Source organism: Streptomyces sp. NPDC037401, assembly GCF_055602345.1.
Genome location: NZ_JBVJWO010000008.1, coordinates 193,854 through 219,955 on the forward strand (window position 1 = coordinate 193,854; position 26,102 = coordinate 219,955).

General features: G+C 68.2%; 32 protein-coding genes and 1 pseudogene. 8 read left to right on the forward strand and 25 right to left on the reverse strand.

The genetic code is table 11. The features are described 5' to 3' along the window. Positions 1-19: 19 nt before the first annotated feature. The 6 genes and pseudogenes from ACZ7H1_RS10540 to ACZ7H1_RS10565 all read right to left on the reverse strand — a co-directional run bounded on the left by ACZ7H1_RS10540 (position 20) and on the right by ACZ7H1_RS10565 (position 4,762). Positions 20-571 (reverse strand): hypothetical protein, encoded by a 552-nt coding sequence (locus ACZ7H1_RS10540; protein WP_470785440.1) that lies wholly within the window; start codon positions 569-571, stop codon positions 20-22. A gap of 74 nt (positions 572-645) precedes the next feature. Beyond that, complete coding sequence (locus ACZ7H1_RS10545; protein WP_470785442.1) at positions 646-858, reverse strand: hypothetical protein; 213 nt, start codon at positions 856-858, stop codon at positions 646-648. 806 nt (positions 859-1,664) lie between these two features. Beyond that, a complete protein-coding gene (locus tag ACZ7H1_RS10550) occupies positions 1,665-3,104 on the reverse strand; it encodes a methyltransferase domain-containing protein (RefSeq protein ID WP_470785443.1) in 1,440 nt (479 codons plus the stop codon). Next, positions 3,101-3,769: a ParB N-terminal domain-containing protein gene (locus ACZ7H1_RS10555; protein WP_470785445.1), complete on the reverse strand. Its 669-nt coding sequence runs from the start codon at positions 3,767-3,769 to the stop codon at positions 3,101-3,103. Before ACZ7H1_RS10555 ends, ACZ7H1_RS10550 begins: the two co-directional genes overlap by 4 nt. Before the next feature lie 318 nt (positions 3,770-4,087). Then, positions 4,088-4,393 (reverse strand): annotated as a pseudogene (locus ACZ7H1_RS10560) (helix-turn-helix domain-containing protein); the annotation flags it as partial. 36 nt (positions 4,394-4,429) lie between these two features. Next, complete coding sequence (locus ACZ7H1_RS10565) at positions 4,430-4,762, reverse strand: glyoxalase superfamily protein (RefSeq protein ID WP_470785446.1); 333 nt, start codon at positions 4,760-4,762, stop codon at positions 4,430-4,432. Between the two features lie 428 nt (positions 4,763-5,190). Here ACZ7H1_RS10565 and ACZ7H1_RS10570 point away from each other — a divergent pair, with 428 nt between their 5' ends. Next, positions 5,191-6,429 carry an MFS transporter gene (locus ACZ7H1_RS10570; protein ID WP_470785448.1) on the forward strand — a complete coding sequence of 413 codons (1,239 nt, stop codon included), beginning with the start codon at positions 5,191-5,193 and terminating at the stop codon, positions 6,427-6,429. Here ACZ7H1_RS10570 and ACZ7H1_RS10575 read toward each other — a convergent pair. The 17 genes from ACZ7H1_RS10575 to ACZ7H1_RS10655 all read right to left on the reverse strand — a co-directional run bounded on the left by ACZ7H1_RS10575 (position 6,348) and on the right by ACZ7H1_RS10655 (position 17,353). Beyond that, positions 6,348-7,724, reverse strand: a complete 1,377-nt coding sequence (locus tag ACZ7H1_RS10575) for a TfuA-like protein (protein ID WP_470785450.1) — start codon at positions 7,722-7,724, stop codon at positions 6,348-6,350. The two genes, ACZ7H1_RS10570 and ACZ7H1_RS10575, sit on opposite strands and share 82 nt — an antisense overlap. Further along, positions 7,721-8,890, reverse strand: coding sequence for a YcaO-like family protein (locus tag ACZ7H1_RS10580; protein ID WP_470785452.1), 1,170 nt, complete (start codon positions 8,888-8,890; stop codon positions 7,721-7,723). The genes ACZ7H1_RS10575 and ACZ7H1_RS10580 overlap by 4 nt, the downstream gene beginning before the upstream one ends. A gap of 92 nt (positions 8,891-8,982) precedes the next feature. Then, a complete protein-coding gene (locus tag ACZ7H1_RS10585) occupies positions 8,983-9,141 on the reverse strand; it encodes a hypothetical protein (RefSeq protein WP_443298625.1) in 159 nt (52 codons plus the stop codon). A 26-nt stretch (positions 9,142-9,167) separates the two neighbouring features. Continuing rightward, positions 9,168-9,788: a hypothetical protein gene (locus ACZ7H1_RS10590; RefSeq protein WP_470785454.1), complete on the reverse strand. Its 621-nt coding sequence runs from the start codon at positions 9,786-9,788 to the stop codon at positions 9,168-9,170. Continuing rightward, on the reverse strand, positions 9,788-10,423 hold the full coding sequence (locus ACZ7H1_RS10595; RefSeq protein WP_470785455.1) for a hypothetical protein: 636 nt from the start codon (positions 10,421-10,423) through the stop codon (positions 9,788-9,790). Before ACZ7H1_RS10595 ends, ACZ7H1_RS10590 begins: the two co-directional genes overlap by 1 nt. 182 nt (positions 10,424-10,605) lie before the next feature. Next, complete coding sequence (locus ACZ7H1_RS10600) at positions 10,606-11,799, reverse strand: M20 family metallopeptidase (RefSeq protein WP_470785457.1); 1,194 nt, start codon at positions 11,797-11,799, stop codon at positions 10,606-10,608. Beyond that, complete coding sequence (locus ACZ7H1_RS10605; protein ID WP_470785459.1) at positions 11,796-12,590, reverse strand: XRE family transcriptional regulator; 795 nt, start codon at positions 12,588-12,590, stop codon at positions 11,796-11,798. Before ACZ7H1_RS10605 ends, ACZ7H1_RS10600 begins: the two co-directional genes overlap by 4 nt. 308 nt (positions 12,591-12,898) lie before the next feature. After that, positions 12,899-13,168: a hypothetical protein gene (locus tag ACZ7H1_RS10610; protein ID WP_470785460.1), complete on the reverse strand. Its 270-nt coding sequence runs from the start codon at positions 13,166-13,168 to the stop codon at positions 12,899-12,901. Beyond that, the gene (locus tag ACZ7H1_RS10615; RefSeq protein WP_470785462.1) at positions 13,168-13,329 is read right to left on the reverse strand and encodes a hypothetical protein; all 162 of its coding nucleotides are present in this window, start codon (positions 13,327-13,329) and stop codon (positions 13,168-13,170) included. Before ACZ7H1_RS10615 ends, ACZ7H1_RS10610 begins: the two co-directional genes overlap by 1 nt. Before the next feature lie 120 nt (positions 13,330-13,449). After that, entirely contained in the window at positions 13,450-13,770 is a 321-nt protein-coding gene (locus tag ACZ7H1_RS10620) for a VRR-NUC domain-containing protein (protein WP_470785463.1), read from the reverse strand. Then, positions 13,767-14,018: a hypothetical protein gene (locus tag ACZ7H1_RS10625; protein WP_470785465.1), complete on the reverse strand. Its 252-nt coding sequence runs from the start codon at positions 14,016-14,018 to the stop codon at positions 13,767-13,769. Before ACZ7H1_RS10625 ends, ACZ7H1_RS10620 begins: the two co-directional genes overlap by 4 nt. A gap of 390 nt (positions 14,019-14,408) precedes the next feature. After that, positions 14,409-14,675, reverse strand: a complete 267-nt coding sequence (locus ACZ7H1_RS10630) for a hypothetical protein (RefSeq protein WP_470785467.1) — start codon at positions 14,673-14,675, stop codon at positions 14,409-14,411. 31 nt (positions 14,676-14,706) lie between these two features. Then, on the reverse strand, positions 14,707-14,943 hold the full coding sequence (locus tag ACZ7H1_RS10635; protein WP_470785468.1) for a hypothetical protein: 237 nt from the start codon (positions 14,941-14,943) through the stop codon (positions 14,707-14,709). Positions 14,944-14,986: 43 nt separating this feature from the next. Beyond that, complete coding sequence (locus ACZ7H1_RS10640) at positions 14,987-15,601, reverse strand: hypothetical protein (RefSeq protein WP_470785470.1); 615 nt, start codon at positions 15,599-15,601, stop codon at positions 14,987-14,989. Continuing rightward, positions 15,588-15,827, reverse strand: coding sequence for a hypothetical protein (locus ACZ7H1_RS10645; protein ID WP_470785472.1), 240 nt, complete (start codon positions 15,825-15,827; stop codon positions 15,588-15,590). The genes ACZ7H1_RS10640 and ACZ7H1_RS10645 overlap by 14 nt, the downstream gene beginning before the upstream one ends. A gap of 67 nt (positions 15,828-15,894) precedes the next feature. Beyond that, on the reverse strand, positions 15,895-16,839 hold the full coding sequence (locus ACZ7H1_RS10650; RefSeq protein WP_470785473.1) for a ParB/RepB/Spo0J family partition protein: 945 nt from the start codon (positions 16,837-16,839) through the stop codon (positions 15,895-15,897). A gap of 190 nt (positions 16,840-17,029) precedes the next feature. Then, the gene (locus ACZ7H1_RS10655) at positions 17,030-17,353 is read right to left on the reverse strand and encodes a hypothetical protein (RefSeq protein WP_470785475.1); all 324 of its coding nucleotides are present in this window, start codon (positions 17,351-17,353) and stop codon (positions 17,030-17,032) included. 547 nt (positions 17,354-17,900) lie between these two features. Here ACZ7H1_RS10655 and ACZ7H1_RS10660 point away from each other — a divergent pair. The 6 genes from ACZ7H1_RS10660 (at position 17,901) to ACZ7H1_RS10685 (ending at position 22,978) form a co-directional block, all read left to right on the forward strand. Beyond that, on the forward strand, positions 17,901-18,395 hold the full coding sequence (locus tag ACZ7H1_RS10660) for an XRE family transcriptional regulator (protein ID WP_470785477.1): 495 nt from the start codon (positions 17,901-17,903) through the stop codon (positions 18,393-18,395). A 229-nt stretch (positions 18,396-18,624) separates the two neighbouring features. Beyond that, complete coding sequence (locus ACZ7H1_RS10665; RefSeq protein ID WP_470785479.1) at positions 18,625-19,263, forward strand: hypothetical protein; 639 nt, start codon at positions 18,625-18,627, stop codon at positions 19,261-19,263. Between the two features lie 31 nt (positions 19,264-19,294). After that, positions 19,295-20,434, forward strand: a complete 1,140-nt coding sequence (locus ACZ7H1_RS10670) for an MAB_1171c family putative transporter (protein WP_470785580.1) — start codon at positions 19,295-19,297, stop codon at positions 20,432-20,434. Next, positions 20,431-21,045 carry a hypothetical protein gene (locus tag ACZ7H1_RS10675; RefSeq protein ID WP_470785480.1) on the forward strand — a complete coding sequence of 205 codons (615 nt, stop codon included), beginning with the start codon at positions 20,431-20,433 and terminating at the stop codon, positions 21,043-21,045. Before ACZ7H1_RS10670 ends, ACZ7H1_RS10675 begins: the two co-directional genes overlap by 4 nt. A 665-nt stretch (positions 21,046-21,710) precedes the next feature. Then, positions 21,711-22,052: a hypothetical protein gene (locus ACZ7H1_RS10680; protein ID WP_470785482.1), complete on the forward strand. Its 342-nt coding sequence runs from the start codon at positions 21,711-21,713 to the stop codon at positions 22,050-22,052. A gap of 287 nt (positions 22,053-22,339) precedes the next feature. Further along, positions 22,340-22,978 (forward strand): beta-glucanase, encoded by a 639-nt coding sequence (locus tag ACZ7H1_RS10685; RefSeq protein ID WP_470785483.1) that lies wholly within the window; start codon positions 22,340-22,342, stop codon positions 22,976-22,978. A 76-nt stretch (positions 22,979-23,054) separates the two neighbouring features. Here ACZ7H1_RS10685 and ACZ7H1_RS10690 read toward each other — a convergent pair whose 3' ends face one another. Together ACZ7H1_RS10690 and ACZ7H1_RS10695 are read right to left on the reverse strand one after the other, a co-directional pair. Further along, positions 23,055-24,068, reverse strand: coding sequence for a hemolysin family protein (locus tag ACZ7H1_RS10690; RefSeq protein ID WP_470785485.1), 1,014 nt, complete (start codon positions 24,066-24,068; stop codon positions 23,055-23,057). After that, the gene (locus ACZ7H1_RS10695) at positions 24,065-25,399 is read right to left on the reverse strand and encodes a hemolysin family protein (RefSeq protein ID WP_470785487.1); all 1,335 of its coding nucleotides are present in this window, start codon (positions 25,397-25,399) and stop codon (positions 24,065-24,067) included. The genes ACZ7H1_RS10690 and ACZ7H1_RS10695 overlap by 4 nt, the downstream gene beginning before the upstream one ends. 388 nt (positions 25,400-25,787) lie before the next feature. Between ACZ7H1_RS10695 and ACZ7H1_RS10700 the strand changes: the two genes are divergently transcribed. Continuing rightward, positions 25,788-26,009: a hypothetical protein gene (locus tag ACZ7H1_RS10700; protein ID WP_319819618.1), complete on the forward strand. Its 222-nt coding sequence runs from the start codon at positions 25,788-25,790 to the stop codon at positions 26,007-26,009. Positions 26,010-26,102 lie beyond the last annotated feature (93 nt).

Consider the following 26,102-nt stretch of genomic DNA (forward strand, 5'->3'; position numbering starts at 1 on the left):
CTGGAGAACCGCAGCTTCGTCAGCCCTCCCCACCCTCGGCGTTCGCGTCGCCGGCCAGCGCGATCAGCCGCTCCAGCTCATCCAGACCCGTGGTCTCCACCTGGACCGCGCCACCATCGGCGCCGGTGATCTCCGTACGTACGGGCCTGTTCAGCCCGAGGAGGTGACTGCTCCGCTCGATGATGCGGACAGCACGGTCCACGGCGGCCAGGTCGCCGGTGCGGATCGCCGAGCGGTATACGCCGAAGAAGAGCCGCTCCAGTCGCTCGGCCATCAGCTTGCGCAGCTCGTCGGTGCTCTCATCCAGCACCGTGCTGCGCTCCGCCAGGGCTTTGGACACGTCCTTGCAGGCGAGTTCGATCAGGCGGCTGTCGCTCGGCGGTTCGGCACCGCGCCGGTACGCCTCGATGCCGTAGCCCTGCGGGTAAGCGATGCCGTCGCTGTTGATTGCTGGATCCGCGGCCAGCTTGCGGCCGATGGTCAGCCAGTCGATCCCAGCCAGCTTGAGGTCGATGGCGTCGGTACGCCGCTGGGTGATGGCGGCCCTTGCGGCCCTGTTGGGGCGGCCCATGTGCGCAGCTCCTCGAAGCCCCCGCGCCGCCCTTCCATGATCCTGTATCGGAGGGCGGCGGTGGGCTGCGGCTGCTAGCGGGCGAGCGTCCAGTTCGTGAGGCGGTCCACGATGTCGAGGACCGACCTGCGTGCGCCGGCGGGGATGAATGCGAAGACGACGAACGAGGGGATGAGCGCCACGATCACGACCAACGCGGGCAGCAGGCGGACCACGATGGTGCAGAAGTCGAGCAGGGCGCGGAGGGTCCGGGTCTGGGACAGGAGGTCGATCAAACGGTCCAGCAAGGTGTACTCCTCGGATACGCGAGCGGGGTCACCTGGTGTTCGGCTGAGGGCATATGTCCCCCTGGGCCGTGCCCCGGCGGGGCAACCAAGCTGATGTAGAACCCCGCTGGCCCGCGTTTCACGAGTCAGCGGCAGGCTCTGAACCTGCTGCGCATCCCTGCTCCCCTGCATATCGACGTGCGGCGCCGGACAGCAGTCCGGCGGCCAGCTGAATTTACTGGCCGCCAAACTTCCAATCAAGGGCGGATTTTAGTCACTGTCTGAAAATGCTCTAAGCTAATCCCCGAAGGTCAGCTGTGTCACCCCCGGATGCTCCTCCAGCTGTGGCCCTGCCGGAGCCACCGGGACACCGCGGTTCTGCCGCAGCCACCATCCGAACTGCCAGTTCCGGCAGGTCCGGAACAGTCGCGCCTGCCGGAGCGGTTCCCCGGCGGGGATGGAGTGCTCCCCCCACCCGGTGATAGGCCGCGCGTTCCGCAGCCGTACGCCCAGGCCGGGCACGAGGGCATCCCCCTCCCACTCCTGGCCGGGCGCGTACTCGAAGCCGAGGTGCGCGTTCCTTCCCCAGTCCCACGGGATCGGCAGAGCGCACAGGTACCAGGCTGCCGGTGGATTCGCCGCCGGAAACAGCAAGCTCTGCCGCTTCAGCCGGTGGTTCACGGCTGGCCTGTCGCACTCCGAGAAGGTCTTCAGGCAGTGCTGAGTCAGATCGACCTGGCGTATCCCTGCGAGCCACATGATACGGAACGTGTCACGCGACTCAATTTCTATGCGAACCCCTTCCGGATTCGCTCCCGATTTCATCCCTACCCCTCCGGTTGAGCGTTCCTTTCCTTGATCAATTCTATCAATATTTCCATAATTCCAAAATGCTTGTCGTGTCGGTATTCGTTGGGGTAAGGCATATTGAATTCATTGCGGAAAGCCTCCTCGTATTCCTCGACAGGGAATGTCCGAGGCATGCGGCAGACCGCCTTCAGGGTCGCCCGGGTGGCGTCGCTGAGTTCGACCTCCTCGAAGTACCGCGACAGCAGACCACGCAGAGACTCCGGCGTGTGGTACCTGATCCGCTGCCACTTCCCGCGCACGAACCGCATGTCCACGTTCTCGCTGTCGAGGAACTTCAGCCGCTCCGCATCCCGGCTGATGGAGTGCTCCGAGTTCTCGTACGCCTGCTCGCGATGCAAGTTTCTGGTGCCGATGGCGACCATGCCGTCCTTGGCACATAGAGCGTTGACCGTGAGGAGCACCCAGTGCTGATACTCCAGACTCGTCGTCGCGTTGATCACTGAATCCAGGACGACGACTTCGTACAGGCCCCGCTCGCGAAGGTCCCGTTCGATCGTTCGGATCATGCCGACGATGCCGCGGATGTCCAGGCTGTACTTGCCCTTGAGGGTGCGGTACGGCTCGTAGTCGTGGACCTGGTAACCCTGTGCCCTCAGGTGACGGGCGTAGTCTCCGTGGCCGGCGCCGAAGTCGACGACCCGGTGCCCCGTCGTCAGCCACGGCAGGACCAGCTGCTCCCACGTCTCGCTCTTGTACCGGACCTGGTCCGCCTTGGCCTTCGAGGAGTGCTCCCTCAACCTGTTCGGCTGGACGATGTGCTGGTTCCACACGGGGGCCTTCTCCTCCAGGCCGGTCCAGTCGTACACGCCGTATTCGCCCGTCAGGTCCTCTACGAGCTGGCCCGCGTCGAAGCTGGCGACGGTCCAGGCGAGGACGTCGAACCTCTGGGCCTTCGCGACCGCGGCGTACTCCGCGTTCAGGACGATGCGGCCCTGGTCGTCGATGACGACGGACCCCCACGGGCCGTGGCCAGCGGTCATGAAGCCAATGGCTTGCTGGAAGGGGATGTTCTTGGAGGCGACGACCTCGATCGTCTGCCACGGGATCCAGCACCACTGACCGATCGGGCCAGCCTCCGCGTACACCACGGACGACTCGGTCTCGACCCGGTTGTGCAGGAGGTTGAACTTGATCTCGTCCTGGAGGCGGACCTTCTGCGGGAGGATCATCGCGGGCACCGTCTCCTGCCCGATGGCCTTCAGGCCCTTGGTTCGCTGGTGACCTGCGACCAGGGTCCCGTCCGCGTTGAGGATGACCGGCTTCACGACGCCGTGCCGGCGCAGGGAGCCCTGGAGCCGCACGAATGACGCGTCGGACAGGCGGCGCGGGTTGTAGTCGGCCGGGCGGAGGTCGGACAGCGGGTACGCCGGGTCGAATCGGACGTCGAGCGGGTTCACGCGCTCACGTCCTCGGCGGCGTGGTGCTCCTCGTTCAGGACGTGCCAGCCGAACCCGAGGTCCGAGTCGTTGTCGTCGACGTACTTCCGGTAGAGGCCGTTCAGGAACTCGACCTCGTCCTGGGTGATCCGTACGCGGGTCGAGGACCACTGGAGGTAGCCCCACTGGAGGTAGTCCACCGTCGCCGCCGCGCCGGTGCCCGCGCCGTCGCTGGGCAGCTCGATCGGCGCCGGCAGGGAGGTGTCATCGAGGAGGTCGTCCAGCTGCGCCTGGTCGTAGCCGGTGCCGTCGAGGTCGGGCAGGTCGGTGAGGATGTCCGCGAGGAGCTGCGTGTCGTATCCGGCCAGGTCGCTCGTGCGGTTGTCGACGATGACGATCTTCGCCGCCGTATCCTCGTCTACGTCCAGCCAGGTGACCGCGATCTCCTCCCACCCGAGGGCCCTGGCTGCCTTCACGGTGTGGTTGCCCGCCAGGATCTCGTTCGGGCGGCCGGTCCGCGACCCCTTGTTGACCACGACCGGCTTGTACTGGCCGTGGGTGGCCAGCGACTCGGTGATCGCCTCAAGGTTGCCTGTACGCGGGTTGCGGTAGTAGTGCGAGAGGTCCGCGAGCGGTACGGCCAGTGCCGCGAGCGAGTCGGGGATGCGGGGTGCAGCAGTAGACACGAGGGCTCCAGCCCCGCGCCCACCTTCGACTTTAGGTGATCAAGCAGGCGGCCCCGAGGCTTTCATCCGCGGACCGCGACCGTGCACACGACGCGACGTGCATGGTGAAACACCCCGGCGGGGGAGTGCGCCCGCAGAGCCGTGCGGAGGTCACGTTCGTACGCTTCCGTCCTCACCCCGAGGACATCAGGGCTCGTGTAGGACATCGAGAACTGCAAGCCGACCAGATCGTCCAACGTGAACGTGAGGGGCTGATCGAACACGGTTGTGTCCGTCCGTGGGAACGGCGACGACGACAAGTCGAGCTCGGGGCCGATTGGACTTGGCGATCTTCTTGATCTCGCGGCGTTCGGGCAGCGTGAACGTCTTCGGCCGTCCGCCCTTGTACTTCGGGTAGAGCGAGTCGAAGCCGTCGGCGTTGAAGTTGTGGATCACGTCGCGGACCCTGTCGTCACTGGTGAACGTGACCTCGGCGATCTTCGGCACTGGCATGCCCTGCGCGGACAGCAGGACCATCTGAGCCCGCCGCCAGGTCACCACCGGCCCTGTGCCCCTGCGGATGATCCGCAGAAGCCCTCTGCCTTCGTCGTCCTCAATCTCACGGACACGTACTCGCTCAGCCACCCGCACAGCTTCCCTGCCGCGCGCCGCCGACGAGTGTCATTCCGCCGGCGTGCCGATCCGAAGCCGATTGCCGTCAGGGTCGCGCAGCTCAATCTCACGCGCCCACGGAGCGTCCTTCGCCTGCACACCGAACTCGGAGGCGATGGCCTCGACATCACGAATGCGGAGGTAGACCAACGTGTCGGGGCGGGCGTCGCCCGTGTGCTCCGACAAGAACAACCGCACTCCGCCCCGGGCGACCTCGACGAACGCGGGAAGTCCCGGTTCGAAGCGGTGTTCCCATTGCTTGGCGAAGCCCAGTCGCTCGTACCACGCGACCGCCGCCGCGGCGTCCTCGACGCGAAGAATGGGAATGACTTCCTCGTCCATGGCGCCATCGTCGCAGACCGCCGAGGGCGAACGTTGCCTGATGCGGCACTAGCCACGTACGCCTGATCAAGCTGGGCGGGGCCAGGGCCGCGAGCGAGTCGGGGATGCGTCGTACAAAGTGGCTACGGGGGCCACGCTCCGTGCTCGTCTATGACCGACGGCGATCAAGCGTGAGGCCCGCGTGCTGTGTTCGTGGCCCGGCCCCTCTCGTACGGGTGACGGTCGCGTCAGTCGTGGCGTTGGCGACACACGATCTTGGAGTTGTCCTAGGGTGTGAGGGGTTCCCGGTGGCGTCTGGCCTCCGGGACTTCGTGTTTCCTGGGCGGAGTTTGATCTTGCGGTACGGGCGCGTTGCGGGACGGCAGGAAGAATCGTCGGCCGTTCCTCGGATCAGCTGGACGGTACGTGTACGGGAAGCCTCCGCCCCCTTGAAGGTCAAGCCGTACCGGCTCCACTTCTTCGCGCGAATGCTGTCGTGGACCGGTTCAGCTGTGTCCACCATCGGCCTGGCGTTCGCCGTCCTGCACATCCAGGGAGGGGCCAGCGCGCTCGGCCTGGTCCTGGCCGCCGGAATGCTGCCGCAGATCCTCCTGCTCCTGGTGGGCGGCGTCGTCGCGGACCGCTGGTCGCGGGCCAAGGTGATGCTGTGGGCCAACGTGGTGTCCTTCGCCGCGGAGGGCGCGGCGGCGGCGCTGCTGTGGTCCGGTGCGGCGAAGGTGTGGCACCTGGCCGCGATGGCCGCTGTGTGCGGGGCGGCCTCGGCGTTTTTCACACCGGCCGCCGGCGGTGTGGTCGTGGAGGTCGTGCCCGCTGAGATGCGGCACGCCGCTAACGCCCTGCTGAAGCTGGGGCAGAACACGGTGAAGGTCGGCGGCCCGGCGATCGGCGGCGTCATGGTGGCGCTCGTGGGACCGGCCTGGGTGATCGGCTGGGATGCGCTGACCTTCGCGGCCGCGGCTGTGCTGTGCTCGCGGATCGGCCTCAAGGCGGCGCGGGTCAAGGTGAGGGCCGGGTTCGTGGCCGATCTGCGCGAGGGCTGGTCCGACTTCTGGTCGCGGCGCTGGCTGTGGGTCATGGTCGTGCAGGGAGCCGTGATCGTCCCGGCGTGGCTGGTCGGCTACCAGGCGCTCGGCCCGGTCTACGGAGAGCAGTTCCTCGGCGGACCGGGACTCTGGGGCGTGGTGGTGTCCGGGTTCACCGGCGGCCTGATCGCGGGCGCGGCCGCCGCGCTGATGTGGAAGCCGCGCCTACCCGCGGTGGTGGTGTGCGCGGGAACGGGCACGATGGCGCTGCCCCTAGCTGCGATGGCCCTACATCTGCCCCTGCCCGTGCTTGTGGTCACTGCGGTCACTGCCGGCGCCGGGCTCGCCTTCAGCGGAACCACATGGGCGTCGGTGGTTCACGCCCGCATCCCGGCGGACCGGATGAGCCGGACGATGTCCTACTCGACGCTCGGCCAGCTCCTCCCGGTTCCGGTGGGCTACATGCTCGTCGGCCCGCTCGTCGCCATCTGTGGGCTCCGGGCCACGCTTGCAGCCGGAGCCCTTCTGATCATGTGCGCGGCCGTTGTGCCCCTGGCGCTGGCTCAGGTGCGGGAGCTGTCCGTGACGGTGCCCGAGGAGGCGGACGAGACGACGTTGGCCTCATCCGCTCGGGCCCCGAGGTAGAAGGCCCGAGCCACGTCGATGGCTCCGGCGAAGTCCCGGAACGCCCGGTCGCGGGCTGCCGCGTCCAGGGTCGCCGGGTCGGCAACGGCTGGAAGCGCCCAGCGGGACAGCAGGTGCGTGGTGATGCGCTCGGCATCCAGGTGCGCGAGAGTGTGCCGTGGGTTGTCGGCCTGCGCGGCGGCGTTGACGCGGAACGCCTGCTCAACCAGCTGCTCGGTGCCGACGTCAGGGTCGAGCAGGCCAGCCGCCTCAGTGTGAGTCGCAGGCCAGACGCTCCAGGCCCCGTCGAGCCGCGCCGAGCGGACCATGATGCGCAGCATGGCCTGGCCGGGTTCGAGCTGCTGCTCTTCATCGGGGGTGAGCCAGTATGCGCGCTGCGCTGGGGACAGGTTCGGCAGGGTGGTCCCGGCCCGGTCGGCGGTGGCGAGTGCGGCGTTCTCCAAGGCCTCCGGCGGCAGTCCGGTCGGACTGTTTGAGATCGCTGCGAGGACCCTGACACGCCAGCGGTCGGCGAAGGCAGGGTCGTAAAGCTGCTGGTGCTGGAGGAGGGGCAGGAGAGGCGCTTGCCCGGCGCCGGGCAGGAAGGACGCTGTCCAGTAGCGGACGAAGCTGGTCTGCCACCGCTCTCCCCGCCATCTGGACTGGGTCACCGGGATTGGAAGGCCTCGGGACAGGAGGGCCAGGGCGCTCTCCGCGTCCTCGTGCTTGAGGTCGTAGGGGTTGGCCTGCCGCCAGGTGTTCACAGCGTAGAAGGCGGATTCCAGGTCAGCCTGCTGGGCGGCACGTCCCAGGGCCTGCCAGGAACGGCGGGTGTAGGGCAAGGACCGGGCGAGGTCGAGCAGGGCCGCAGCGTCGGAGCTGTTGACCTGCCTGTTCGCCGCCGCACGGTCGATGGCGCAGCGGAGGTTCACCAGAGCCTCGGTGACCTTCCGGCCCTCGGGGGTGTGGAGGACTGCTACCTCGTCGTCGGCGTCCAGGACGCCGCTGACGTACCCGCCGAAGACCTGCCCGATGCCGACCATGCCGTACGGGGCGAGCTCGGCGGCTCGCAGGGCGCCCATGCTGGCGGCGCCGACCACGGTCACGCCGGCGGCCAGCGCGTGGAGGATTTCCTTGTGCCGCAGCGGGGCGACCTGGTGCCACAGGCCGTCGATGATCAGGACCTTGTCCGCGGCCGCCAGACCGAGCCGCAGCAGGTCACCGTGCCGGGCCGGGGGGTGGCACACGGCGTCGGGCAGGATGCGGCGGATGCCGGGTGCGTCGATGGTCGGGCCGGCGAAGACGTGCACGGTCACGGTTGCTCCTGCCTGCGGGGACGCGGGATGGTGTGGCGCGAGTCGTAGCGCAGGTGCGGCGCACAGACCTTGACGACAGCGAACTCCTCGCGGGCATAGGGCCCAGCCGTCAGGTCAATCGCGATGGGCGGTGTGCCGGTAGCCGCGGTGACGACCTTCGCCAGGTGAGCAGCCTCGTCGTTGTGCGTGTCGAAGTGCAGGCCGTAGGCATCGCTGATGCGCGACCAAGGCGTGCACGGGACCTCCGTGGTGGCGGGCGCCTGGTAGACGCCAGGCCGGTAAACCACAGAGGCGGTGTCCTCGCGGCTTCCCGCGATGAGCGTCAGACGGGACTGGGCGGCCTCGGTGATCGCGCGCGCGAGCGCCACTGCCGGGGACAGGTGGGCTCCAGACCCGCTGACCAGGACGGTGGGCTGGTCCTCCCGCCACAGGTAGCAGGCCATGACCGGTACCCCGAACAGGGTGGGCAGGTGCCACAGCTCGAACCACACCCCTGCGGCCGTCAGACGGCCGATAGCGGTGGTGCACTCGGCGGCGTCGATGCTCCAAGGGTCAATCAGTTGCGCACCAGGATGGCCGCCGGGCAGATCGCTGATCGCTTCCCGCTCGATGACCTCGTACAGGCCGTGCACGACGGCTTCCTCGGTGGTGTTGCCGGAGGCGAGTCCGTTTGTGGAGGCGCTTGGCAGGTGCATTCGCCAATCTGCGTGTCCCTCGCGACCCAGCCTCACGGCGGCGCCCGGTACGGGTACGGGGCGGCCGTCGATCAGGGATCGGCCGTTGACCCAGTCCAAGCGGGTGTGGGGGGTAAGGAGGCTGCCGGCGTGCTGTTCTAGTGCGGTCACGGGATACGGCAGCGGCATGTCGACGGCTGCGGTCTGCCGCGCGATGGGTTTGGGAACGGTGCGCTCGGCGTGCCAGACCTCGATCGCCTCCATCGCGCCGGAGACGCGGGCCGCGTCCAAAGTCGCACCCTTGCCCTGCGCGACGGAGAGAGTTCGAGCCAAAGGGCGGACGGCCATGGTCACGGGAATGCCGAGGTCATCGAGCCCGGTCACGTCCGCGACGCGGCTGATCCCGTACCGGGCCAGCAGAGGGCGGATGGTCTGCCAGGTTTCCGCCGGGTGACGGGTGCGGTGCGTGCCATCGAAATAGGTCTTGAGCATGTTCACCTCCTGCAGGTGCGACGGCGCCCGGCCGCCGGGCATCCCAGGGAAGGGAGCTCCGGCGACCGGGCGCGCTCAGGGCCGGCTGTCGGTCAGACGGCGGGGTGCTCGTAGGTGTGGGTGTCGGGGAACGCGGAGTCCGGCACGGCCGGGTCGCCGCCCACGTTCTGCGAGAGGTTGCCCTCCGCGTGCAGGTCGGCCACGAACTCGGCCGGGTCTACCGCCTGGGTGGTGACTTCGAGCTTGCGCATCAGTCCTCCTGTTGATTGCGCGGCTGCTACACCGTGAGGTCGGTGAAGCAGATGGTGATCAGCACCTCGCGCGACTTCGAGTCGAGCGGGGTACGCCAGTGGGGGATCCGACTTCCGTCGAACCCGGTGAGGACGCGGTGGCGGATCGGGAACTCCTCGCCACCGTCGGGGTAGGGGGTATCGGCCAGCCGTTCGGCCACCTGCTCAGTGGTGAGCCACCGCAGGTTCGGCAGCCAGTTCATCGCGGCGAGCCCGGGGGTGAGGCCACACGAGAACGTGATCTCGCACTTCCCGTCGTCGCGGTGCACGTGCATGTAGTCGCCGGGCTGGTAGTACTTCAACCCGAACCGGATCGGCGTCATCGAGGCGCGGCCGGTGGCCTCGCACGCGACCTCGGCCAGACCCTTGGACATCGCCAGGGAGTTCAGCGCCTCACCGCCGGGGTGGACCTTGCACCTCTGGGGCGAGGTGATCGACCCGTCCCGCATCGCCAGCAGCCCGGGACGCTGGTTGTGCCGAACAGCCGCGAACGGTTCGCACCGCTCAGCCTCCGCGGCGATCTCCTCCCACAAGCCGGCCTCGACCACGTCGCCCGGAACCTGCGCGCGGCCCTCGGCGAGCCACGTCCGCCGCAGCTCCGACCCCATCACAGGTCCATGAAGGACATCGTGGCCAGCAGCGCCCGCTCCTTGGCCGGCGGGCGCCAGTGCGGCACGTTGTAGCCGGCGAAGGCGCGCACGCTGCCGTCCGCGAAGGGGTGCTCCAGTGCGGTGAAGCTGTCCCCGGAGGGGAACAGGCCGTAGTCGGATACCACCTTGCCGAGCGTGTCACCGGCGGCGTTGCGCAGGTGCGGCGCCCAGCCCATCGGACCGAGCGTTTCCGTCAGGGCGATCGAGACGGTGACGGTGGACTTCACAGAGTCGGTGTGGACGCCCTGGAAGTCGCCCTCCTCGTAGAGGACGACGGCGCCGCCGCGGGGGACCAGGCGGGGAATGCCGGTGGCGTCACGTAGAGCCACCAGGAACTGCTTGTCGAAGGCGAGTGAGAGAAGCGCGGGCCCAGGTTCGATGAAGGCGCAGTGGACGGGGGAGGCGAAGGATCCGTCCCGGTGGGCCGCAGTGTGCTCGTGGATGTGCGGGGTGGCGAGCGAGATGCGCTCGTTCGCCTCGACCACGATCTGTTCGAAGAGGGCGGGCTCGAGGACGTCGGGCACGAGGACTGTGCCGAGGGCGTCCCAGTTGGCGCGGGCCGGGAGCTGGGCGACGGCTGGACCGGTGTCCATGAAGCACTCCTTGGGAGGCTCAGCACGGATAGGGATGCCCGAGCAGGTCTGTCGCTTCAGGGGCTTGCCCGCTCGGACATCTCTATGACACCGGGGTCCAACGTCTCTCGACAGAGCAGAAGTTGGGCGGTTCTTTGGAGGCTCGTAGGAGGGACCTGGGACGGAGTTGGGATCGGCCCAGGTCAGATCAGGCCGAGCAGGTCGAGCACGGCCTGCTGGTAGACCGAGTACACCCGTGCCAGCTCGGACAGGTCGGCCCGCTCGTCCAGCCCGTGTAGCCCTTCGTACGGCACGCCGAACCCCGCGGTCGCCGGGATGCCGTACATGGCGAGCAGGTTGCCGATGTTCGAGGGTCCGGCCGTCTTCGGTGTCGCGTCGATTCCTGCTTGCCGTGCAGCGGCCATCAGCGCGGCGGCGGGCTGCTCGTCGTGCCGGAGCTGGAACGGCGGCCAGGTGGCGATCGGCTCGATGTGCGTTGGCAGCGGCCCGGGGAGATCGGCATCGAGTTCCGCGGCTGCCTTGCGAACTAGGGTCTCGGCTGCCTCGGCGTCGAAGGCGGGAGTGAGCCGGACATCGACGTTCAAGGAGCACAAGTCTGGCAGGACAGAGAAGCCCTCGCCGCCGTTGAGCGCGGTGACGGTGAGCTTGGGCGCCAGGGGGAAGCGGGAGCTGTCGTCCGCCGGGCCCGGAAGTTCGACAGCATCGAGCAGCGTTACCAGGCGCGCGGCCCGGCTAATCGCACCGACAACCGTGCGGCTGGCCCCAGAGTGTCCAGCCTGGGCGTGGACGGAGATGGTTGCTCGCCAGAGGCCGCGCCCCCCGACGACGACCTCGTTCATGCCGGGGTAGCCAATCATCACCCCTTCAGGCCGGGTGATCTGAGGGTCGTCCAAGTAGGCGCGTGCTCCGCCGAACCCGCCGGTGTGTTCATCCACGTCGAGAAGCACGGCCAGCCCGCCGGCGAACGCCCCGGCTTCATCGCGCAGGTCGGCGGCGATGTGGCAGAACATGGAGGCTGCGAGCTTTGAGTCGGCTGAGCCTCGTCCGCGCAGCCAACCGTCCTGCACGTCACCTGCGGATGGGGGGAAGGACCAGGCGGCCTGGTCGCCGTACGAAGCGGTATCCACGCAAGCGTCCAAAGCCCACCACGGTCCAGGGCGGCCGCCGTGGATCTCCACCAGCAGGCCCACGAGCTGTCCGTCGTCACCATGGAGCCGTCGGTGGGGCAGAGAGCGGCGGGACAGCCATGCTTCGAGGATGCTGAGCACTGGCCCGTAGTCGTCGATGCCGCCTCTGCTCGGCTCGCGGATCAGTTTCTGAGCTAGCTCGATCACGGACGCGGACCGCAGGGCAGCGGCTTGAACTTTGTTGCTCACGCTTCTCCTTGCCACAGAGCTCCCCCGTGCCGCACCGGCAGGGAACGTACGGCCTCTATCGTCTCTACTGGCCGGGCCGATGCGCACGCCTCACGTCCATGCTGGACCAGTCCGATGGCCGCTTCTCCTCTGAGGAGGACGCCGCAGTCGAAGCCGTCGGCTCCGTGAAAGCTGGGCAGGGGGACCACTGCGGCTAGCTCCGAAGCGATGAAGAAGCGTTCCAGGGCGGCCATCGGTTCGACCAAGCCGATGCTCAGGCCCTTGACGCCGTTGCGGCGTTCCGTTGGGTCACGTAACTCCAAGAGCCGCACGAGGTGTTCCGTCATGGCTGGATGGCGCGGGGGCCCGTACAGAACACGGCAGTGCACCAGGTCTGGCTGTTGCGCGACCGTCGTCTCTATGGCGTCTAGGTAGACCTTTTCGCGGCTGCGTGATCCTGTGACAACCAGATGCTCGCGGGCGCCTGCCGCCACCTCGACCATCGCGTCCAGGAGGTCGGTGTACCGGGTGAGAAGCCGCACGACCACATCGGTGCCGCTTGCCTCCAGTAGGCTCGCGGGGTTCTGCCCGTCCTGGTGGGCGAACAGCACCTCGGATGGTTCGACATACAGCTGGCAGAGGCCCCGCCGGTTCCTCGCGCTAGTTCGTTTGCGGCCGGACTCCCAGCCACTCATCAGCGAGGCGTCGGTGGCGCCGCCGGTGATCTCGTTGAGGAGGTCGGCTGCTTCCTCCAAAGTGAGGTTCCTGCTTAGGCGGGCACGCTTGAGCGCGGAGTCGGACACGACGACCATCAGGCCCCCCAGAGGGTCACGGCGTCATACGGGTTTGGTTGGTCCCCGGCGACTCGCTACGCCGGGCCCGAGCCAGTGTTACGTCTCACCGCTTCCGCGCACAGTGGAAGGCGGGAATCTGGCTGAGTCGCTGACGAGTGGAGTTCGAACTGAGGAGTCGCGCACAACAAGCGCCCCTCGGCTTGGACAGCCGAGGGGCTGTGAGGTGCCCGCCCCGGGGGTCGAACCCGGATCTCTGCGGCCGATATCCCAGATGGGCCGGTACCGCGCACCTCTACCAGTTGGGTCAGGCGGGCAAGGGTGCAGCCCTACGGCCGGACTACCGCGGGGGTGCCGACGTAGCGCGCCCAGACCGCCCCGCTCGACTCCCCTGTCTTGCGTGAGGTTGCCTCGAAGGCCCCGGCGGGCCGGAAGGCGCGGATCTTGCCTTGCCGGATGCGGTACGCGAGGTTCGCGGCCTGGGCCTTCAGGTCGTGGTCGGAGATGTGCGCCCAGTCGCCCGGGCGCTCGCGCAAGGCGCGGGCAGTGCGGCCTGCCTCGGTTTCGTCGTCCGGCAGCGTGTCGAAGCGGGCGTGCATCAGTGTTCTCCGTAGGTGGCCATGGCGGACTCGGCGAGAGCCCGGATGCGGGCTGCTGTTGCGAAGGTCTCGTCGGCGAGGTGGTCGCAGAGTTCGTTTGCGAGCGCCGCGATCTCCGCGAAGGTGGCGGTGACCGCGGCGGCCGCTCTGGGAGGCGTCATCAGCGGTGGTTGCAGCGGCACGTGTTCGTGATCGGGTTGAACCACGATTCGCAGGACTTGCACCAGACGGCGCCGGGGACTGGAGGGTTGGACGGGTCGGGGCTCATGTGGTCTCTCTTGTCAGAGGGCATTGGACAGGGCGGCGCGGGGGCCGTCGGGGGCGAGGGTGGCGACGATCTGCGCCAGGTCGCGGGGGCGCCACAGTGCGACCTCGAGACCGCAGGCGGCCAGGTGTCGGAGCCATTGCTCCTGCGCCGGCCGGATGCGACCTGTGTCGGTCTTGAGCTCGACGAAGAGCGTCCTGCGAGTCTTCGGGTGCCCGTAGACCTCGTCAGGCCATCCGGCGTCGCTGCGCCGCGAGTTGTGCGTGTGGTAAGCGAGCGACCAGCCGCGCATCGCGGCCAGCTGACGAACGCGGCGCCGGAACTGCTCCTCGGTCACGTGCTGCTGGGCCGGTAGGTCCAGTCCGCGATGGCTGTGGCAAGGACTCTGCGGTGGTGCGCGGCCATCGGGTCCGGGCGCGGCTTGTGCGCCGGCGGCGGAGCGGCCTTTCGGGCGGTGCGGCGGACGCGTTCCTTGAGGACGTCCTGAACGCGGTATCGCTCACTGAGCAGTTCAGCGAGCGGGTGCCCGTACTGCTCGATGAGGTGCTGCTCATCCAGGCCGTCGAGGGTCGTGGTTGTAGGCATCTGGCTTCTCCATGGGTGGGCCGGGACCCGCAGTGGGGGCGGGTCCCGGCCGGAGGGGGTGGCTCGTATCGGACGAGCCGGTCCGGGCGGGCTGGGCGCGGGGTGTCGCTGCCCGTCCGGAGGCTGGGTGGGTGTCGGGCCGTGCCTGCGGCCTGACGATCAGACCGTAACACGTAAATAGATGGTGGCCTATATCTAGTCCACTTCGATCACCTCCGTCAGGAGATGGGATACAGGCCGGGCCTGGCCGGGCCACTGGACCCGCACGAGTCGATCGCCCGTAAACGGGTCGGTCGCGTGGCCCACGACCGTTCCGAACGGGCGCAGTTGGCCGGGGCGCGGGGGGCTTGCTGTCGTGACGGTTGCGCCTTTGCTGGGTTCCGACGCCACTCAGACCCCCCGGCCGGCGGCGAGGAGTTCGAGCCCTTGCCCCCAGGGGGCCGTGACCGGCTCGTTGAAGGCGCAGCCGCCGCCCGCCCCTTCGAGGTCGGTGGCGGTCCAGTCGGCGCCCCCGCCGGAGGCCGGGCGTTCGAAGTGCTGGACGTCACCGGCCTCCAGGCGGATGGCCAGCCGCAGGCCGCCGGAGCCGGTCGGGCCGACGCTGAAGGCGGTGCCGGTGGTGAGTGCCTCTTGGGTGAGTGCGTCTCCGAGAGTCATGATGCTCCTTTTGGTGATGGCCTATTTGGGTTCAGAAGAGGGCGCCGAAGCCGTCGCAGAGCGGGCAGGTGTCATCGTCCGGGGTTACGCCGTCTTCGCAGGCGGGGCAGTCGAGCCGCCTGCCAATCCCCCGGCAGTCCTCGCACTCCCGGATCTGCTCGTGCGGGCCGTGGAGGTGGACCTCCGTTCCGACCCCTTCGCAGTTGCCGCATTCGGGGGCGTCAATGCCGAGGGTGTCGGCGCAGTCGACCGGGTTGAAGACGGGCATGTGAACCTCTCGATCTGGAGGGGTTCCCCCCCTCTCCTTCTATCTAAATTCTACTACCTTTGAGGGGGGTGTCCACCCCTTCGGTGATCCAGTTCTCGGCAGCGTCGAGCGCCGCATCCACGCACAGCCCGGCGGAGGCGCTGTTCAGGCGCCGCTCCCGAGCCCACCGCCAGGCCATGGCGATGCGGCCAGCGGCTGACACCCTCACCGCGCTGCTCCCCGGTGCTTGCCCTATCCAGCCGCGCCGCTGCAGGAGCGCGGCGGCGGCCGGCGGGATACGGGTGAGTCCGGATTCGATGTGGACCTCCCCGCCGGGGCCGGTCAAGAGGTGGGATCGGCTCGCCGCGAGGAGCAGCAGCCTCAGGTCCTCGTCCTGCCGCGCGGTGAGCGTCTTGGGGGCGGCGACCGGGTCAAGGACTACCCGTCGCCCGCGCTTCTCGAGGATCAGCGCCCCGTACGCTCTGGCCCGGACAACGCCCCGCGGGTGGCCCGAGACTCGCGCGATCAGCCGGTCGGCCTCCCAGGCGGTGAGGTAGCCGAACTCCCCGCCGACGGGGAACGACGTCTCCTTGTACGCGGCGTACTCGAACCCGCCGTCCAGGTGCGGGCGAGGCGTCAGCACCCAGTCCTTCCCGTACCGGGTGTCAGGGTGCGGCATCGAACAACCCCGCCTGCCCGGTGCTCGGAGCCCGCCGGGCCTTCGGGCGGTCGGTGGCCGGTGCCGCGGGCTCGTCGCCGAATAGGGCATCCGTGCCGGATCGGTGCTGCGCCGCCACGATGCGAGCCGGCCCCGGCGGTACGGCCAGCGCCAGGGGAGCCTTGGTGTCGAAGTCTGCGGTGGTCATGCTCGCCCAGTCGCCGCCCGGCGCGCTGCTGTCGTTCATCGTTTCCTCCTCGTGTCGGTCGGGCTGAAGCCAGGGGTGGGGCCTTGGAGCCCCGCCCCTGTGGGCATCAGGCCGCGACCGGCTCGGGCTGCTCGGTGTGCTCCTCGGCCTCGGCCTCCGGGTTCACCAGAATCTCCCGGGCCTCGGCGTGCGCCTTGGCCTGCTTGAGCTGGAAGCGAGCCTTGGTCAGCGACTCGGCCACCCGGTCCAGCTGCTCCAGCCGCTTGCCGACCTCGCCCTCCAGGGCCTCGGCGAGCTTGAGTTCGCTGGTGGCGCCGATCTCGTCCAGCAGCGCGCGGATCTGCTCGATCTTGTCGAGCGTGGTCTTCGTCTTGCGCTGGGAGGCGGCGCGCTTCTCCTTCTGCTCGGGCGTCAGGTCCTCGGTGATCATCAGGACGGCCTGGTTCTGCTGCTGCTTCATCGCGTAGGCGAAGTGAACGATCTGGTTGTCGCTCTCGAAGTCGCCTCGGGTGAACTTGCTCAGCATCGCGCCCTGGTTTGCGAGGCTGAGCTGAGCGATCTGCACGGCTGCCTGGGTGCCGATCTTGCCCTCGGAGACGATCTTCTGGAACTCCAACCGGAGGTTGAGCAGCTGAAGGCGGAGCTTCACGTACGCCACGGTCTTGCCGAAGTCGGCGGCCACCGTCTTCTCGGTGGCGTCACCCTCCTCGTCCAGGATTCGCTGGTAGGCGTTGGCCTCCTCGAAGGGAGTCATGTCCTCCCGGTTCACGTTCTCGCTCACCGACCGCTTGAAGGCGCGCAGGTCGTCCTTCTCGGAGATGACCGAGACCTTGATCGTGGCCTTCTCCAGGAGCTGGTGCGCCCGCCAGCGCCGCTCGCCGGAGACGATCTCGTACCCCTTGTCGACGGGCCGGACCTCGATTGCGGTGATGAGGCCGTAGTTCTCGATGGAGGCGGCCAGCTCCTTCAGCGCCTCCTCGTTGAAGTACTCGCGGGGCTGGTTCGGGTTGCGGCGGACCTGGGACATCTTGACGGTGCGGATCGTGGACATCTCGTGCTCTCCAAGAGGTAGTTGGTGTGGCTTCCCGCCCTCACCTTGTATCTAAATTCTACTACCTATGAGGAGGGTGTCCAGCCTGGGGGGATCGTGGGAGTGTGACCCCTGTCACGCATGTCAGGGGCGTTGACCTGTGGAAACGTCAAAGGGGCGCCAGCAGTCTGGCGCCCCTTCAATCTGTGCCCTACGCGGCCAGTAGCCCCCCGGCCTCCACGCGCTCACGCCACGCCCGGACCTCCGCCGGGGCCCCAGGAAGCAGGGCGGCGGCGCAGTCGTGGCGGATCGGACAGGTTCTACACAGGCTGTCGGGGGAGCCTGCGCTCTGCATTGCTGCGGCGGCCGACCGGCACGCCGCGCTGTTCCACGCGATCGGCCGCGCGAGCGGCTCGGTCATGTGGCCAAGATCGCTCAGCATCATCAGGGCGCGCGAAGCGTCTACCGGTGTGCCGGCCGCGCTTCCTTGCCGTGGCTGCTGAGACAGCGCGATGACGCGCTGCACGTCGATCACGTGCCCCCCAAGGGTCGGTCGAGGCATTGGTACGGTCCCGCCTCGATAGCCCCGGCGCCCCCCGCGGGCGCCGTTCTTGTGCCGTCCGGGTCGGGGAGCCTGATCTCCCGGGCCCAGACGGAGACCGCCGAGGCTGGCCCGCCGGCCGGTGTCCGCTCGTGCGGATCGGGTCGGTCGCGGGGAAGCCGGGCGGCTCTAATTACTCCTCAGCCTCGCTGTCCACGAGGTGAGGTGACCACCTCAGAGGCGGCCGGTGTGGCGTAACTGCGCCCGGCGTGAAAGCACGTACTGCTCCGATGTCGGGCCCGGGCCGCAGCGCCGGGCAGGGGATGTCGGCCCCTGCGTGGAACGCGGTTGCCCCAGGTCACGCGCGTGGCGCTCACCTGAGAGGGGACGTTGACAACAGAACATACGTCCGGGGACCGACACACTGTCAAGTCAGCAAGACAGGTGCGGGGTGGGGTGCCTGGGGGGCGTTAAGCAGACTAGCTATCCTGGGGGAACCAGCAGGACAGTCCCGCCAGGGGCGAGAGCAGATAGGACGGCCATGGGGAAGGATGCTGCCCCCAGCCGCGGTGTGATCGGCGACCGACTTGACCATCTGATAAGGGAAGTGCACCCGAAGGGCCGAGAGCCCTTCAGTGAGCGAGAGATCGCGCGCAGGATGGCGGAGAAGGCCGCCCCGGGCGAGCCGACCCTGACCCATGCGAGTATCAGCAACATCCGCAACGGCACCACGCGGAATCCTGGCGTCGAGGGCCTTCGGGCGCTGGCGAAGTTCTTCGGCGTCCCTGTCGCGTACTTCCTCGACGACGACGTGGCCGAACTCACGGACCGGCGCATGGCCGAGCTCAAGGCGGCTGCCGAACGGGCAAGAGAGGTCGAGAGCCTCGCCCAAGTCCTGGAGGACAACGACGTCCGGGCGATCGCCTTCCGCCTCAACGACCTTTCCACAGCGTCGCTTCACAAGATCGCCGGGTTCGTTGAGGGTATGCGCGCCTCGGAGGGCCTGGCAGATGTCACCGACCGCAAGTCCCGCTGATCGCAAGCTTAGCGATCTTGGTTTTTCGGCACCGCGTCTCGCCGTTTGTTTCGCCAGGTGAAATAGGGCGAAGGGTGTCAGTGGGGGCGGTTATTCTTGGCCACGACGCCGGAACAACCAGGCGTTACCAGGGGAGCAGTGTCGGTGAGTCCGGCCAAGGGCCGGATTGCGGGGCGGGATCATGTGGTGGAGCAGACAACGCCGTCGCAGTGATCCACTTGCCGAACTCGTGGCGAAACTCCAGCTACCGCGACCGTTTGAGCTCCACAGCTTTCTCGAGGCCGTATCGGCAGAGCGCGGCCGCCCGCTGATCATCGCCGAACTCAAGGAAATCAACCCGTTGATTCCCTGCGGCATGTGGATGAGCACGAGTGAGGCCGACCACATTCTCTACAAGCCGGCCGCCAGTCCGATCCTGCGCACACAGATCGTCCTGCACGAACTGGCTCACATGCTGCTGAACCACCGAGGGCCCGAGTTCGACGTCCACGCATCGATCGCGCCGAGCGACGAGGGCGTGCGGCTGACCACCGAAGCGATGACGTCTCTCCTCGCGGACGAGGCTCACGCCTTCGGGGCACCGGCTCCCGCCCTGCCCGCAGCAGCGGTGCTGCGGGCGGAAGCTGTCCGGATCCGAGCCGCAGTCACCGAGACCACCGTCGAGGACGAGGCGTCGGGATTCGACGCGGACGCCATGTTCGCGCTGCTCGGCCGGACCAAATACTCCGCGCCTCAAGAAGCCGCTGCCGAAGGCCTGGCCACCCTCATTCACGAGAGAGTCAGCCGGACTGAGGCGCGTTCCAGGACCAGCGACGGATCAGATGTCCTGGAACGCCTCAACGACGCATTCGGTCACCCCACCCAGTAAGAAAGTACGACCCATCAAAACCGCAGTAGTCATCGCCCTTTGGGTAGTGGCCCTTTGGCGCCTGCCCGCAGCCATCCGAATTCCAAGGCAGCGTCCCCTGTGGACCGCATTCGCCTGCGTAGCGGTGGCCTCCACGATCGCCCGGCCGGCCGTCAAGAGCATCGTGATCTTGCCGACCGGCATAAATAATCTCGCGACCGTGCTCCAGCACATCCTTGGGATGGGCGGGAGTACCGCGGTGCTCTTCTTTGTCATCGCCATGGCCAAGCCGGACGCCCTTCGGTGGGGCCGGCCGCTGCTCTATTCCTGCGCCGCCGTCGGCTCGGCCCTGCTGGTGGTGTTCTTCGCGCTCACCCCCCGCCCGGAGGAGACCCACAACTTCTTCGAGGCGAACCTCGGGCAGCCGATGGGCACCGCCTACTGCCTGACGTTCCTCGGGTACCTGACCGTTGCGATGGCCATCGCGTCGTGGCTGTTCCTCTCCTACGGGCGGCGCGCCGCCGGAACCTCGCTCAGGGCGGGCCTGCGGCTGCTGGGAGTCGGAGCCGCCTTCGGAGCGATCTACACCAGCTGGCGGATCGGCCACATGACGACCCGGCTGGCTGGGGTTCCCTTCGTCGCGGATGACGACACCGCCCAGTCCGTGGCCGACCTGGTCGAGTACACGAGCATCGCGTTGATCATCCTCGGCAACTCCGTTCCCGCGGTGGGCGTGCTGTGGCGCACGATCACCTACCGGCGAGCCCTGACTGAGGTACGTCCCCTGTGGGCGCAGTTGATCGAGGCGGCCCCCGGCGTCGTGCTGGACGAGCCCGTGGGTCGAAGCCCACGCCTTCAGCTGCACCGGCGACTCATCGAGATATGGGACGTCGTCCTCATCCTGCGGGCCTACGCATCCGCAGAGCTGATCGCTGCCGCCTACCGCGAAGCCCAGACCGCCGGACTCGGCCCGGACGCAACCGCCCGCCTCGCCGAAGCCATGTGGATACGCGTGGCCTGGCTGGCTGCCGTCCAGGGCGCGGAGCCTCGCGCGGACGCGTCGGAAGAAGCCGCCGACGAGCAGGACACCGAATTCGACACAGAGGTACGCAAGGCGCTCGGGCTGGCCCGAGCCTTCCGTGACCCGCGCACCACGGCGTTCGTACACCAGCACCAGGAGCAGCCCGCATGACCACCGCCTCCGCCCCACCCGCCGCCGCACCGACCGAGACGAAGACCCCCCTGACCGCGCTGGGTACCGACGTCCTCGAACCCCGTACGTGGATCATCGCCGTCACGGTCTTGATGGGCTGGCACGCCGATCACCTTGCCGGCGTCGGCTGGGGTCTCGTAGCCGCCGGATTCTGCGGCGTTGTCCCCATCTTGTGGATCAAGTGGGGGCAGCGTCGCGGCTACTGGGGAGACCGGCACGTCCGCCGCCGTCAGGACCGGCTGATCGTCATACCCGGCATCCTCGTCTCGGTCGCCGCCTGCATCACGCTCATGGTCACCCTGGGAGCGCCTCGCGAGATGACCGCGCTCATCGTCGCCATGCTCGCCACGCTGTTCGCGATCCTCGCCATCACCACGGCCTGGAAGATCAGCGTGCACACCGCCGTCTGCGCCGGTGCGCTGGCCATGCTCGCGCTCGCCTACGGTCCCTGGGTGCTGGCCGCATCGCCCTTGGTTGTCCTTGTCGGCTGGTCGCGTGTTGTACTGCGCGACCACACGCCCGCCCAGGTGCTGGCTGGCAGCGCCCTGGGCGTCCTGCTCGCTGGAGCGGTCTTCGCCTGGCTGCGCTGAGCGGCAAACGCGGGGCGGGCCCGACCGCCGGTCGGGCCCGGCCTTGCGGAGAACTCCGAAGCGGCAGGTCAGCGGCCCGCCCCCAGTAAGCCCCAGGAACGCCCTTCTCGCACTTGGGAACGCGTGGGGGCTTTAGCAGGTCAGCGGGCTCGCGGTGATGGCTACTGCGTACGGCATAACGCGAGATGGCCACCTGGTCACTGGGCACGTGGAACTGCCCACCGACCCGCCGACCCCGATTGCGGTATGGGCGACGCCGAGGTCCCGGGGTGCCGCGCTGCAGTCCGGAGGTGCAGGGAGTGGAGAGGTCAGCTCATGCCGCAGCGCCCGTACTGATGAGCAGGCCGTGGCGGGCCAGGCGCTGCTGTCGAGCGGGTCTGACGATTTCGGCGACCCGGAACACCTCAGTTCACTGGGCCGGGCCATCCTCACCCTGTTCTTCCCATCACCCTCATCACCCTTGGCGACGCCGTCCGCGCGGGGCTGACAATCTCCCGCTGGACCATCATCTACTTCGACCCTTTCGTACTGCTCGACTTCTTCGTCCTCGTCAACCTCCTCCTCGGCGTCCCATCAACTCCGGCCGCACCACCTTCTGAGGGTCGGGCCAGCCATGCGAAGATCGCCAGAACGCCGGCGGGGCCGGTGCGCCAAAAGGGGGAGTCTTGACAGGTCTTGAGATCGCGCTGGTCATCCTCGCGAGCGGTTATGTCGCGGGAGGTGCGTACGACCGGTTCAAGAAGGCGGTGGCCGAGCGACGCAATGCCAAGGCTCGGGCGCTGAGCGGCCCGGAGCCGGTATGCGGCTGTGGCCACCACTTGGCGTACCACGACGCACGGGACGCGCTGTGTTACGCATCCGTTCCCGCGCCGGATGCCGGTGCGGATGAGGCCGCGCGGCGGTGCCCGTGTCGCCGGTACGCCGGTCCGGAGCCGTTGGCCACGCTCTACGCCCCCGAGCTGGCCGCGCCGGTCGGGGAGCGCCCGGCTATCGAGTCAGCTGATTAGTCCTGGCCGGCGGCCTTGCGGGGACGGGCGCGGGTCAAGGCGAAGCCTCTGGCTGCGGACCCGGCGCAAACGTCCGAGGGGCAGGTTGCCCTTGAACATGCGCAACAACTCCCCTAGCAGCACAAGTGCGATCGCAACGACAGGGGGTGCTGTGGCTGTGGCTGTGCCTGCGGTCACCCCGGCTCGCAACCTGATCATTATGGGTAGTGCGGCGCGGGCTGTGCGTGTCCAACGAGGCGCCATTGTCGTTCTCCTCCGGCACAGTGATCGGCCGTAGGGAGTGTGCTGTGTTCGTTGCCGACTTCTCTTGTTCTGCCCAGTGGGTGGCAGGGCGATCGTGGGCGTATCCGGGCGGTGGGCCGGTGAATCCGGGCGACGGGAAATTCGATCATCTCGTCGATGACCCGTTCTTCTGCCGTGCCGGGGTGCTCAGGGCATCGCGCCGTCCGGAGGGGACGTGGAGTGCGGGGCTGCTGACGACGGAGGGCAGTCTGGAGGGGTTCATGGTCCGCACCGGCGATGTGCTGGAGGCCAGGGTGCGGCTGGCGCGGGCTCTGGGGGCGTGGCCGGCGATCTGGACGTGGCGGGACGGAGGCCAGGAGATCGACGTCTTCGAGTACCACCCGAACAACCCCGACGTGCTGGAGCTGTCCAACCATGTGAGGGGTGGCTGCCATTACTACCGGCATCCGTCCATCGAGCCGGGCGCCTGGGTGGATGTGAGGGTCGAATTCGGAGCCCGGTCCGTGAGCTGGTGGGTGAACGGGCAGCACGCCTACGCGGACGGGACTGGGGTGGGTGAGAACTGGTGCGCCTATCTGATCGTGAACCTGTCGGTCTGCGCCGGAGCCCACCATCCCCCGCCTGAGGAGGACGTGACGGACATGTCGTTCCGGGTGAAGCACCTGAACGTGTACCGGCCCTGACCAAGGCCGGGAGAAGCCAGCGGCCGGACTTTGGCGCGGGGCCAACCTCCGACGGTTACTGCTGATGAGGTGCCGGTCAGGCAGCTTCGCCGACGAGTCTTTCCAGGACGTCTTCCATGGTGACGAAGCCCAGAACGGTGCCCTTGGTGCCGGTGACGGCCGCGAGGTGGGTGCCTGCCGCGCGCATCGCGGTCATCGTGTCGTCGAGCGGGGTGTCGAGGGCGACCTTGATGATGGGGTGGAGGGCGCTGCGCGGGAACGGCGCCGTGCGGTCCATGAGGCCGAGAGCGTCCTTGATGTGCAGGTAGCCCAAAATCTCCTCACTCGGTCCGGTTACGGGCAGGCGGGAGAATCCGCGGACGGCAGCCGCGCGTTCCAGGCCCTGCGGGGTGATGTCGTGGCCGACGGTGACCATCCGGTCGAGGGGGACCATCACTTCGCCTGCCGGTCGGGTGCCGAGTTCGAGGGCGTCCTGCAGGCGTTCGCCGTCCTCCGGGCTGAGGAGTCCGGCGGCGCTGGAGTCCTTGATCAGGCGGGTCAGTTCGTCGTCCGTGAAGACGGAGCCGACTTCGTCCTTCGGCTCGACCTTCATCAGCCGCAGCAGGACATTGGCGAACGCGTTGATGCCGAAGACGAACGGTCGCAGGGCGCGGGTGAGGGCCACCAGGGGAGGGCCGAGGAGCAGCGCGGTCGGCGCGGGGGCGGCGAGCGCGATGTTCTTGGGGACCATCTCGCCGACCAGCATGTGCAGGTACGTCGCCAGGGTGAGTGCGATGACGAAGGCGATCGGGTGGATCAGCGCCTCGGGAACGCCGACAGCTTGGAACGGGGGTTCCAGCAGATGGGCGATGGCAGGCTCGGCGACGGCGCCGAGCACCAGGGAGGAGACCGTGATGCCGAGCTGGGCCGTGGCCATCATCGCGGAGAGGTGTTCGAGCCCCCACAGGACCGTCTTCGCCCGCCGGTCGCCCTTGAGGGCCGCGGGTTCGATCTGGCTGCGGCGTACGGAGATCAGAGCGAACTCGGCGCCGACGAAGAAGGCGTTGGTGATGAGAGTGAAGGCGCCGATCAGCAGCTGGATGGCGGTCATCGGCTCTCCTCCTTGGCATGGGCGGGCACGGCGGCCGGTGCGGTGATCGCGACGCGGTCGGCGCGGTGGTGCTCGATGTCCAGGACAGACAGTTCCCAGCCATCGACGGTAAGGGTGTCGCCCTGAAGGGGGATACGTTCCAGGCGGGTGGCGATCAGGCCGGCGAGGGTCTCGTAAGGTCCCTTGGGCGCGGTGAGGCCGATCTCTTCCAACTCGTCGAGGCGGACGCTCCCGTCGGCTTCCCATGCAGGGCGGCCGTCCAGGTCGGGGGCCGGGATGAGGTCGGGGACCTCCAGCGGGTCGTGTTCGTCGCGGACCTCGCCGACGACTTCCTCGACGATGTCCTCGACGGTAGCGACGCCCGCCGTGCCGCCGTACTCGTCGATGACTACCGCCATGGTGCGAGCCTTGCGCAGTCTGCCCAGGAGGGTGTCCACGGGCAGGGAGTGCGGCACCAGCAGCGGTTGGGTCATCAGGTCGGTGACTGGGGTGAGCTGCCGCTTGTCCTCCTCCAGGGCGAGGACGTCGCGGATGTGGACGGTGCCGATGACCTGGTCCAGGGTGTTGCGGTAGACGGGGAAGCGGGACAGGCCGGTGGCCAGGGTCAGGTTCGCCGCGTCCGCGGCGGTGGCGTGGGCCTCAAGGGCCTGGACGTCGATCCGCGGCGTCATGACGTTCTCCGCGGTCAGCTCGGCCAGGTGCAGGGTGCGGACGAACAACTCGGCCGAGTCGGCCTCGATCGCGCCCTGGCGGGCGGAGTGCTGGACGAGCGCGACCAGCTCCTCGGGCGTGCGGGCGGAGGCCAGTTCCTCGGCGGGCTCCAGGCCGAAGCGGCGCACCAGGCGGTTCGCGGTGCTGTTCAGGTGCCGGATCAGCGGCCCGAACGCGGCGGTGAAGGTGCGCTGCGGGCCGGCTACGACCTTCGCCACGGCCAGGGGCCGGGAGATCGCCCAGTTCTTTGGCACTAGCTCCCCGACGACCATCAGCACGACGGTGGAGAGGGCCACGCCCAGCAGGGTCGCGGTGGTGGACACGGCCCCGGAGGGCAGTCCTGTCGCTTCCAAGGGGTCGCGCAGCAGCGCGGAGACAGAGGGCTCGGCGAGCATGCCGATCACCAGCGAGGTCACCGTGATGCCCAGCTGGGCACCAGAGAGCTGGAAGGTCAGGCGTTTGACGGCCTTCAGGGCGCCTTCGGCACCACGCTCACCCGCCGTGGCGGCTCGTTCGAGCTCGCTGCGCTCGACGGTGGTCAGCGAGAACTCGGCGGCTACGAACACCGCGCACGCCAGCGTCAGGGCGAGGGCGAGGAGGAGCAGCAGGATTTCGATCACCGTGCCACCCCCGCTCCCGGCTTCGACGTCTGCGGGCAAGGCGTGGCACGGCTCGTACTGGGAGGTTCACCCATTTCGGGTCTGCTGCTCCTTCTTCGCTCGATCGGACCGCACGGTGCGGTCCTTGGGGAAAGTCCCCGGAACAATAGTAAAGGGTGAGCAAAAATGGCACCCCGGGTGGCCCTCTTGCTCCGGAGGGGGCACTTTCTGGACTTTCTGCCGCAATCGACCGGGATGTGCTCCGCGACGCCCCTTCCACCCCTATGCTTCTACAGCTGTGTAGATAATGCGAGGGGCGGCCGGAATCTTCCCGGCCGTCCGCGGGCCGGGGGGCTTTTCTGTGGCTGCCCGCGCCTTCTCGCGTGTCCGATGACGTGGAGGGACTGCTGTGGCTTCGATCGATCTGGACAAGGTGCTGGACAAGGCGTGGGCGGACAAGAGCCTGCCGGAGATCCTCGCCGCGCCCGTGGACGCACTCAAGGGTGTCAGTGAGCGGCAGGGCGACCTCCTCAAGGAGGCGTTCGGGATCAAGACCGTCGCCGATCTCGCCGACCTGAAGTACGCGCGCTGGGCGCAGGCGCTGGCCGCGCTGGACACGTCCGCCAAGTAGGCGTGACGTGGGGGGGGGGGGGGGGGGGGGGGGGGCGAAAACCACCCCCCAGGAAACAAAAAAACAACAAAAAAAAAAGAAAAAACAAAAAAA

What these genes read in the sequence shown, in the direction of transcription:
- ACZ7H1_RS10650 (WP_470785473.1), bottom strand. Translation starts at nt 16,839, where the DNA reads ATGTCCACGATCCGCACCGTCAAGATGTCCCAGGTCCGCCGCAACCCG.
- ACZ7H1_RS10640 (WP_470785470.1), bottom strand. Translation starts at nt 15,601, where the DNA reads ATGCCGCACCCTGACACCCGGTACGGGAAGGACTGGGTGCTGACGCCT.
- ACZ7H1_RS10585 (WP_443298625.1), bottom strand. Translation starts at nt 9,141, where the DNA reads ATGCGCAAGCTCGAAGTCACCACCCAGGCGGTAGACCCGGCCGAGTTC.
- ACZ7H1_RS10635 (WP_470785468.1), bottom strand. Translation starts at nt 14,943, where the DNA reads ATGCCCGTCTTCAACCCGGTCGACTGCGCCGACACCCTCGGCATTGAC.
- ACZ7H1_RS10565 (WP_470785446.1), bottom strand. Translation starts at nt 4,762, where the DNA reads ATGGACGAGGAAGTCATTCCCATTCTTCGCGTCGAGGACGCCGCGGCG.
- ACZ7H1_RS10580 (WP_470785452.1), bottom strand. Translation starts at nt 8,890, where the DNA reads ATGCTCAAGACCTATTTCGATGGCACGCACCGCACCCGTCACCCGGCG.
- ACZ7H1_RS10615 (WP_470785462.1), bottom strand. Translation starts at nt 13,329, where the DNA reads ATGACGCCTCCCAGAGCGGCCGCCGCGGTCACCGCCACCTTCGCGGAG.
- ACZ7H1_RS10630 (WP_470785467.1), bottom strand. Translation starts at nt 14,675, where the DNA reads ATGACTCTCGGAGACGCACTCACCCAAGAGGCACTCACCACCGGCACC.
- ACZ7H1_RS10625 (WP_470785465.1), bottom strand. Translation starts at nt 14,018, where the DNA reads ATGCCTACAACCACGACCCTCGACGGCCTGGATGAGCAGCACCTCATC.
- ACZ7H1_RS10690 (WP_470785485.1), bottom strand. Translation starts at nt 24,068, where the DNA reads ATGACCGCCATCCAGCTGCTGATCGGCGCCTTCACTCTCATCACCAAC.
- ACZ7H1_RS10660 (WP_470785477.1), top strand. Translation starts at nt 17,901, where the DNA reads ATGGGGAAGGATGCTGCCCCCAGCCGCGGTGTGATCGGCGACCGACTT.
- ACZ7H1_RS10540 (WP_470785440.1), bottom strand. Translation starts at nt 571, where the DNA reads ATGGGCCGCCCCAACAGGGCCGCAAGGGCCGCCATCACCCAGCGGCGT.
- ACZ7H1_RS10595 (WP_470785455.1), bottom strand. Translation starts at nt 10,423, where the DNA reads ATGGACACCGGTCCAGCCGTCGCCCAGCTCCCGGCCCGCGCCAACTGG.
- ACZ7H1_RS10610 (WP_470785460.1), bottom strand. Translation starts at nt 13,168, where the DNA reads ATGCACGCCCGCTTCGACACGCTGCCGGACGACGAAACCGAGGCAGGC.
- ACZ7H1_RS10645 (WP_470785472.1), bottom strand. Translation starts at nt 15,827, where the DNA reads ATGAACGACAGCAGCGCGCCGGGCGGCGACTGGGCGAGCATGACCACC.
- ACZ7H1_RS10675 (WP_470785480.1), top strand. Translation starts at nt 20,431, where the DNA reads ATGACCACCGCCTCCGCCCCACCCGCCGCCGCACCGACCGAGACGAAG.
- ACZ7H1_RS10605 (WP_470785459.1), bottom strand. Translation starts at nt 12,590, where the DNA reads ATGGTCGTCGTGTCCGACTCCGCGCTCAAGCGTGCCCGCCTAAGCAGG.
- ACZ7H1_RS10590 (WP_470785454.1), bottom strand. Translation starts at nt 9,788, where the DNA reads ATGGGGTCGGAGCTGCGGCGGACGTGGCTCGCCGAGGGCCGCGCGCAG.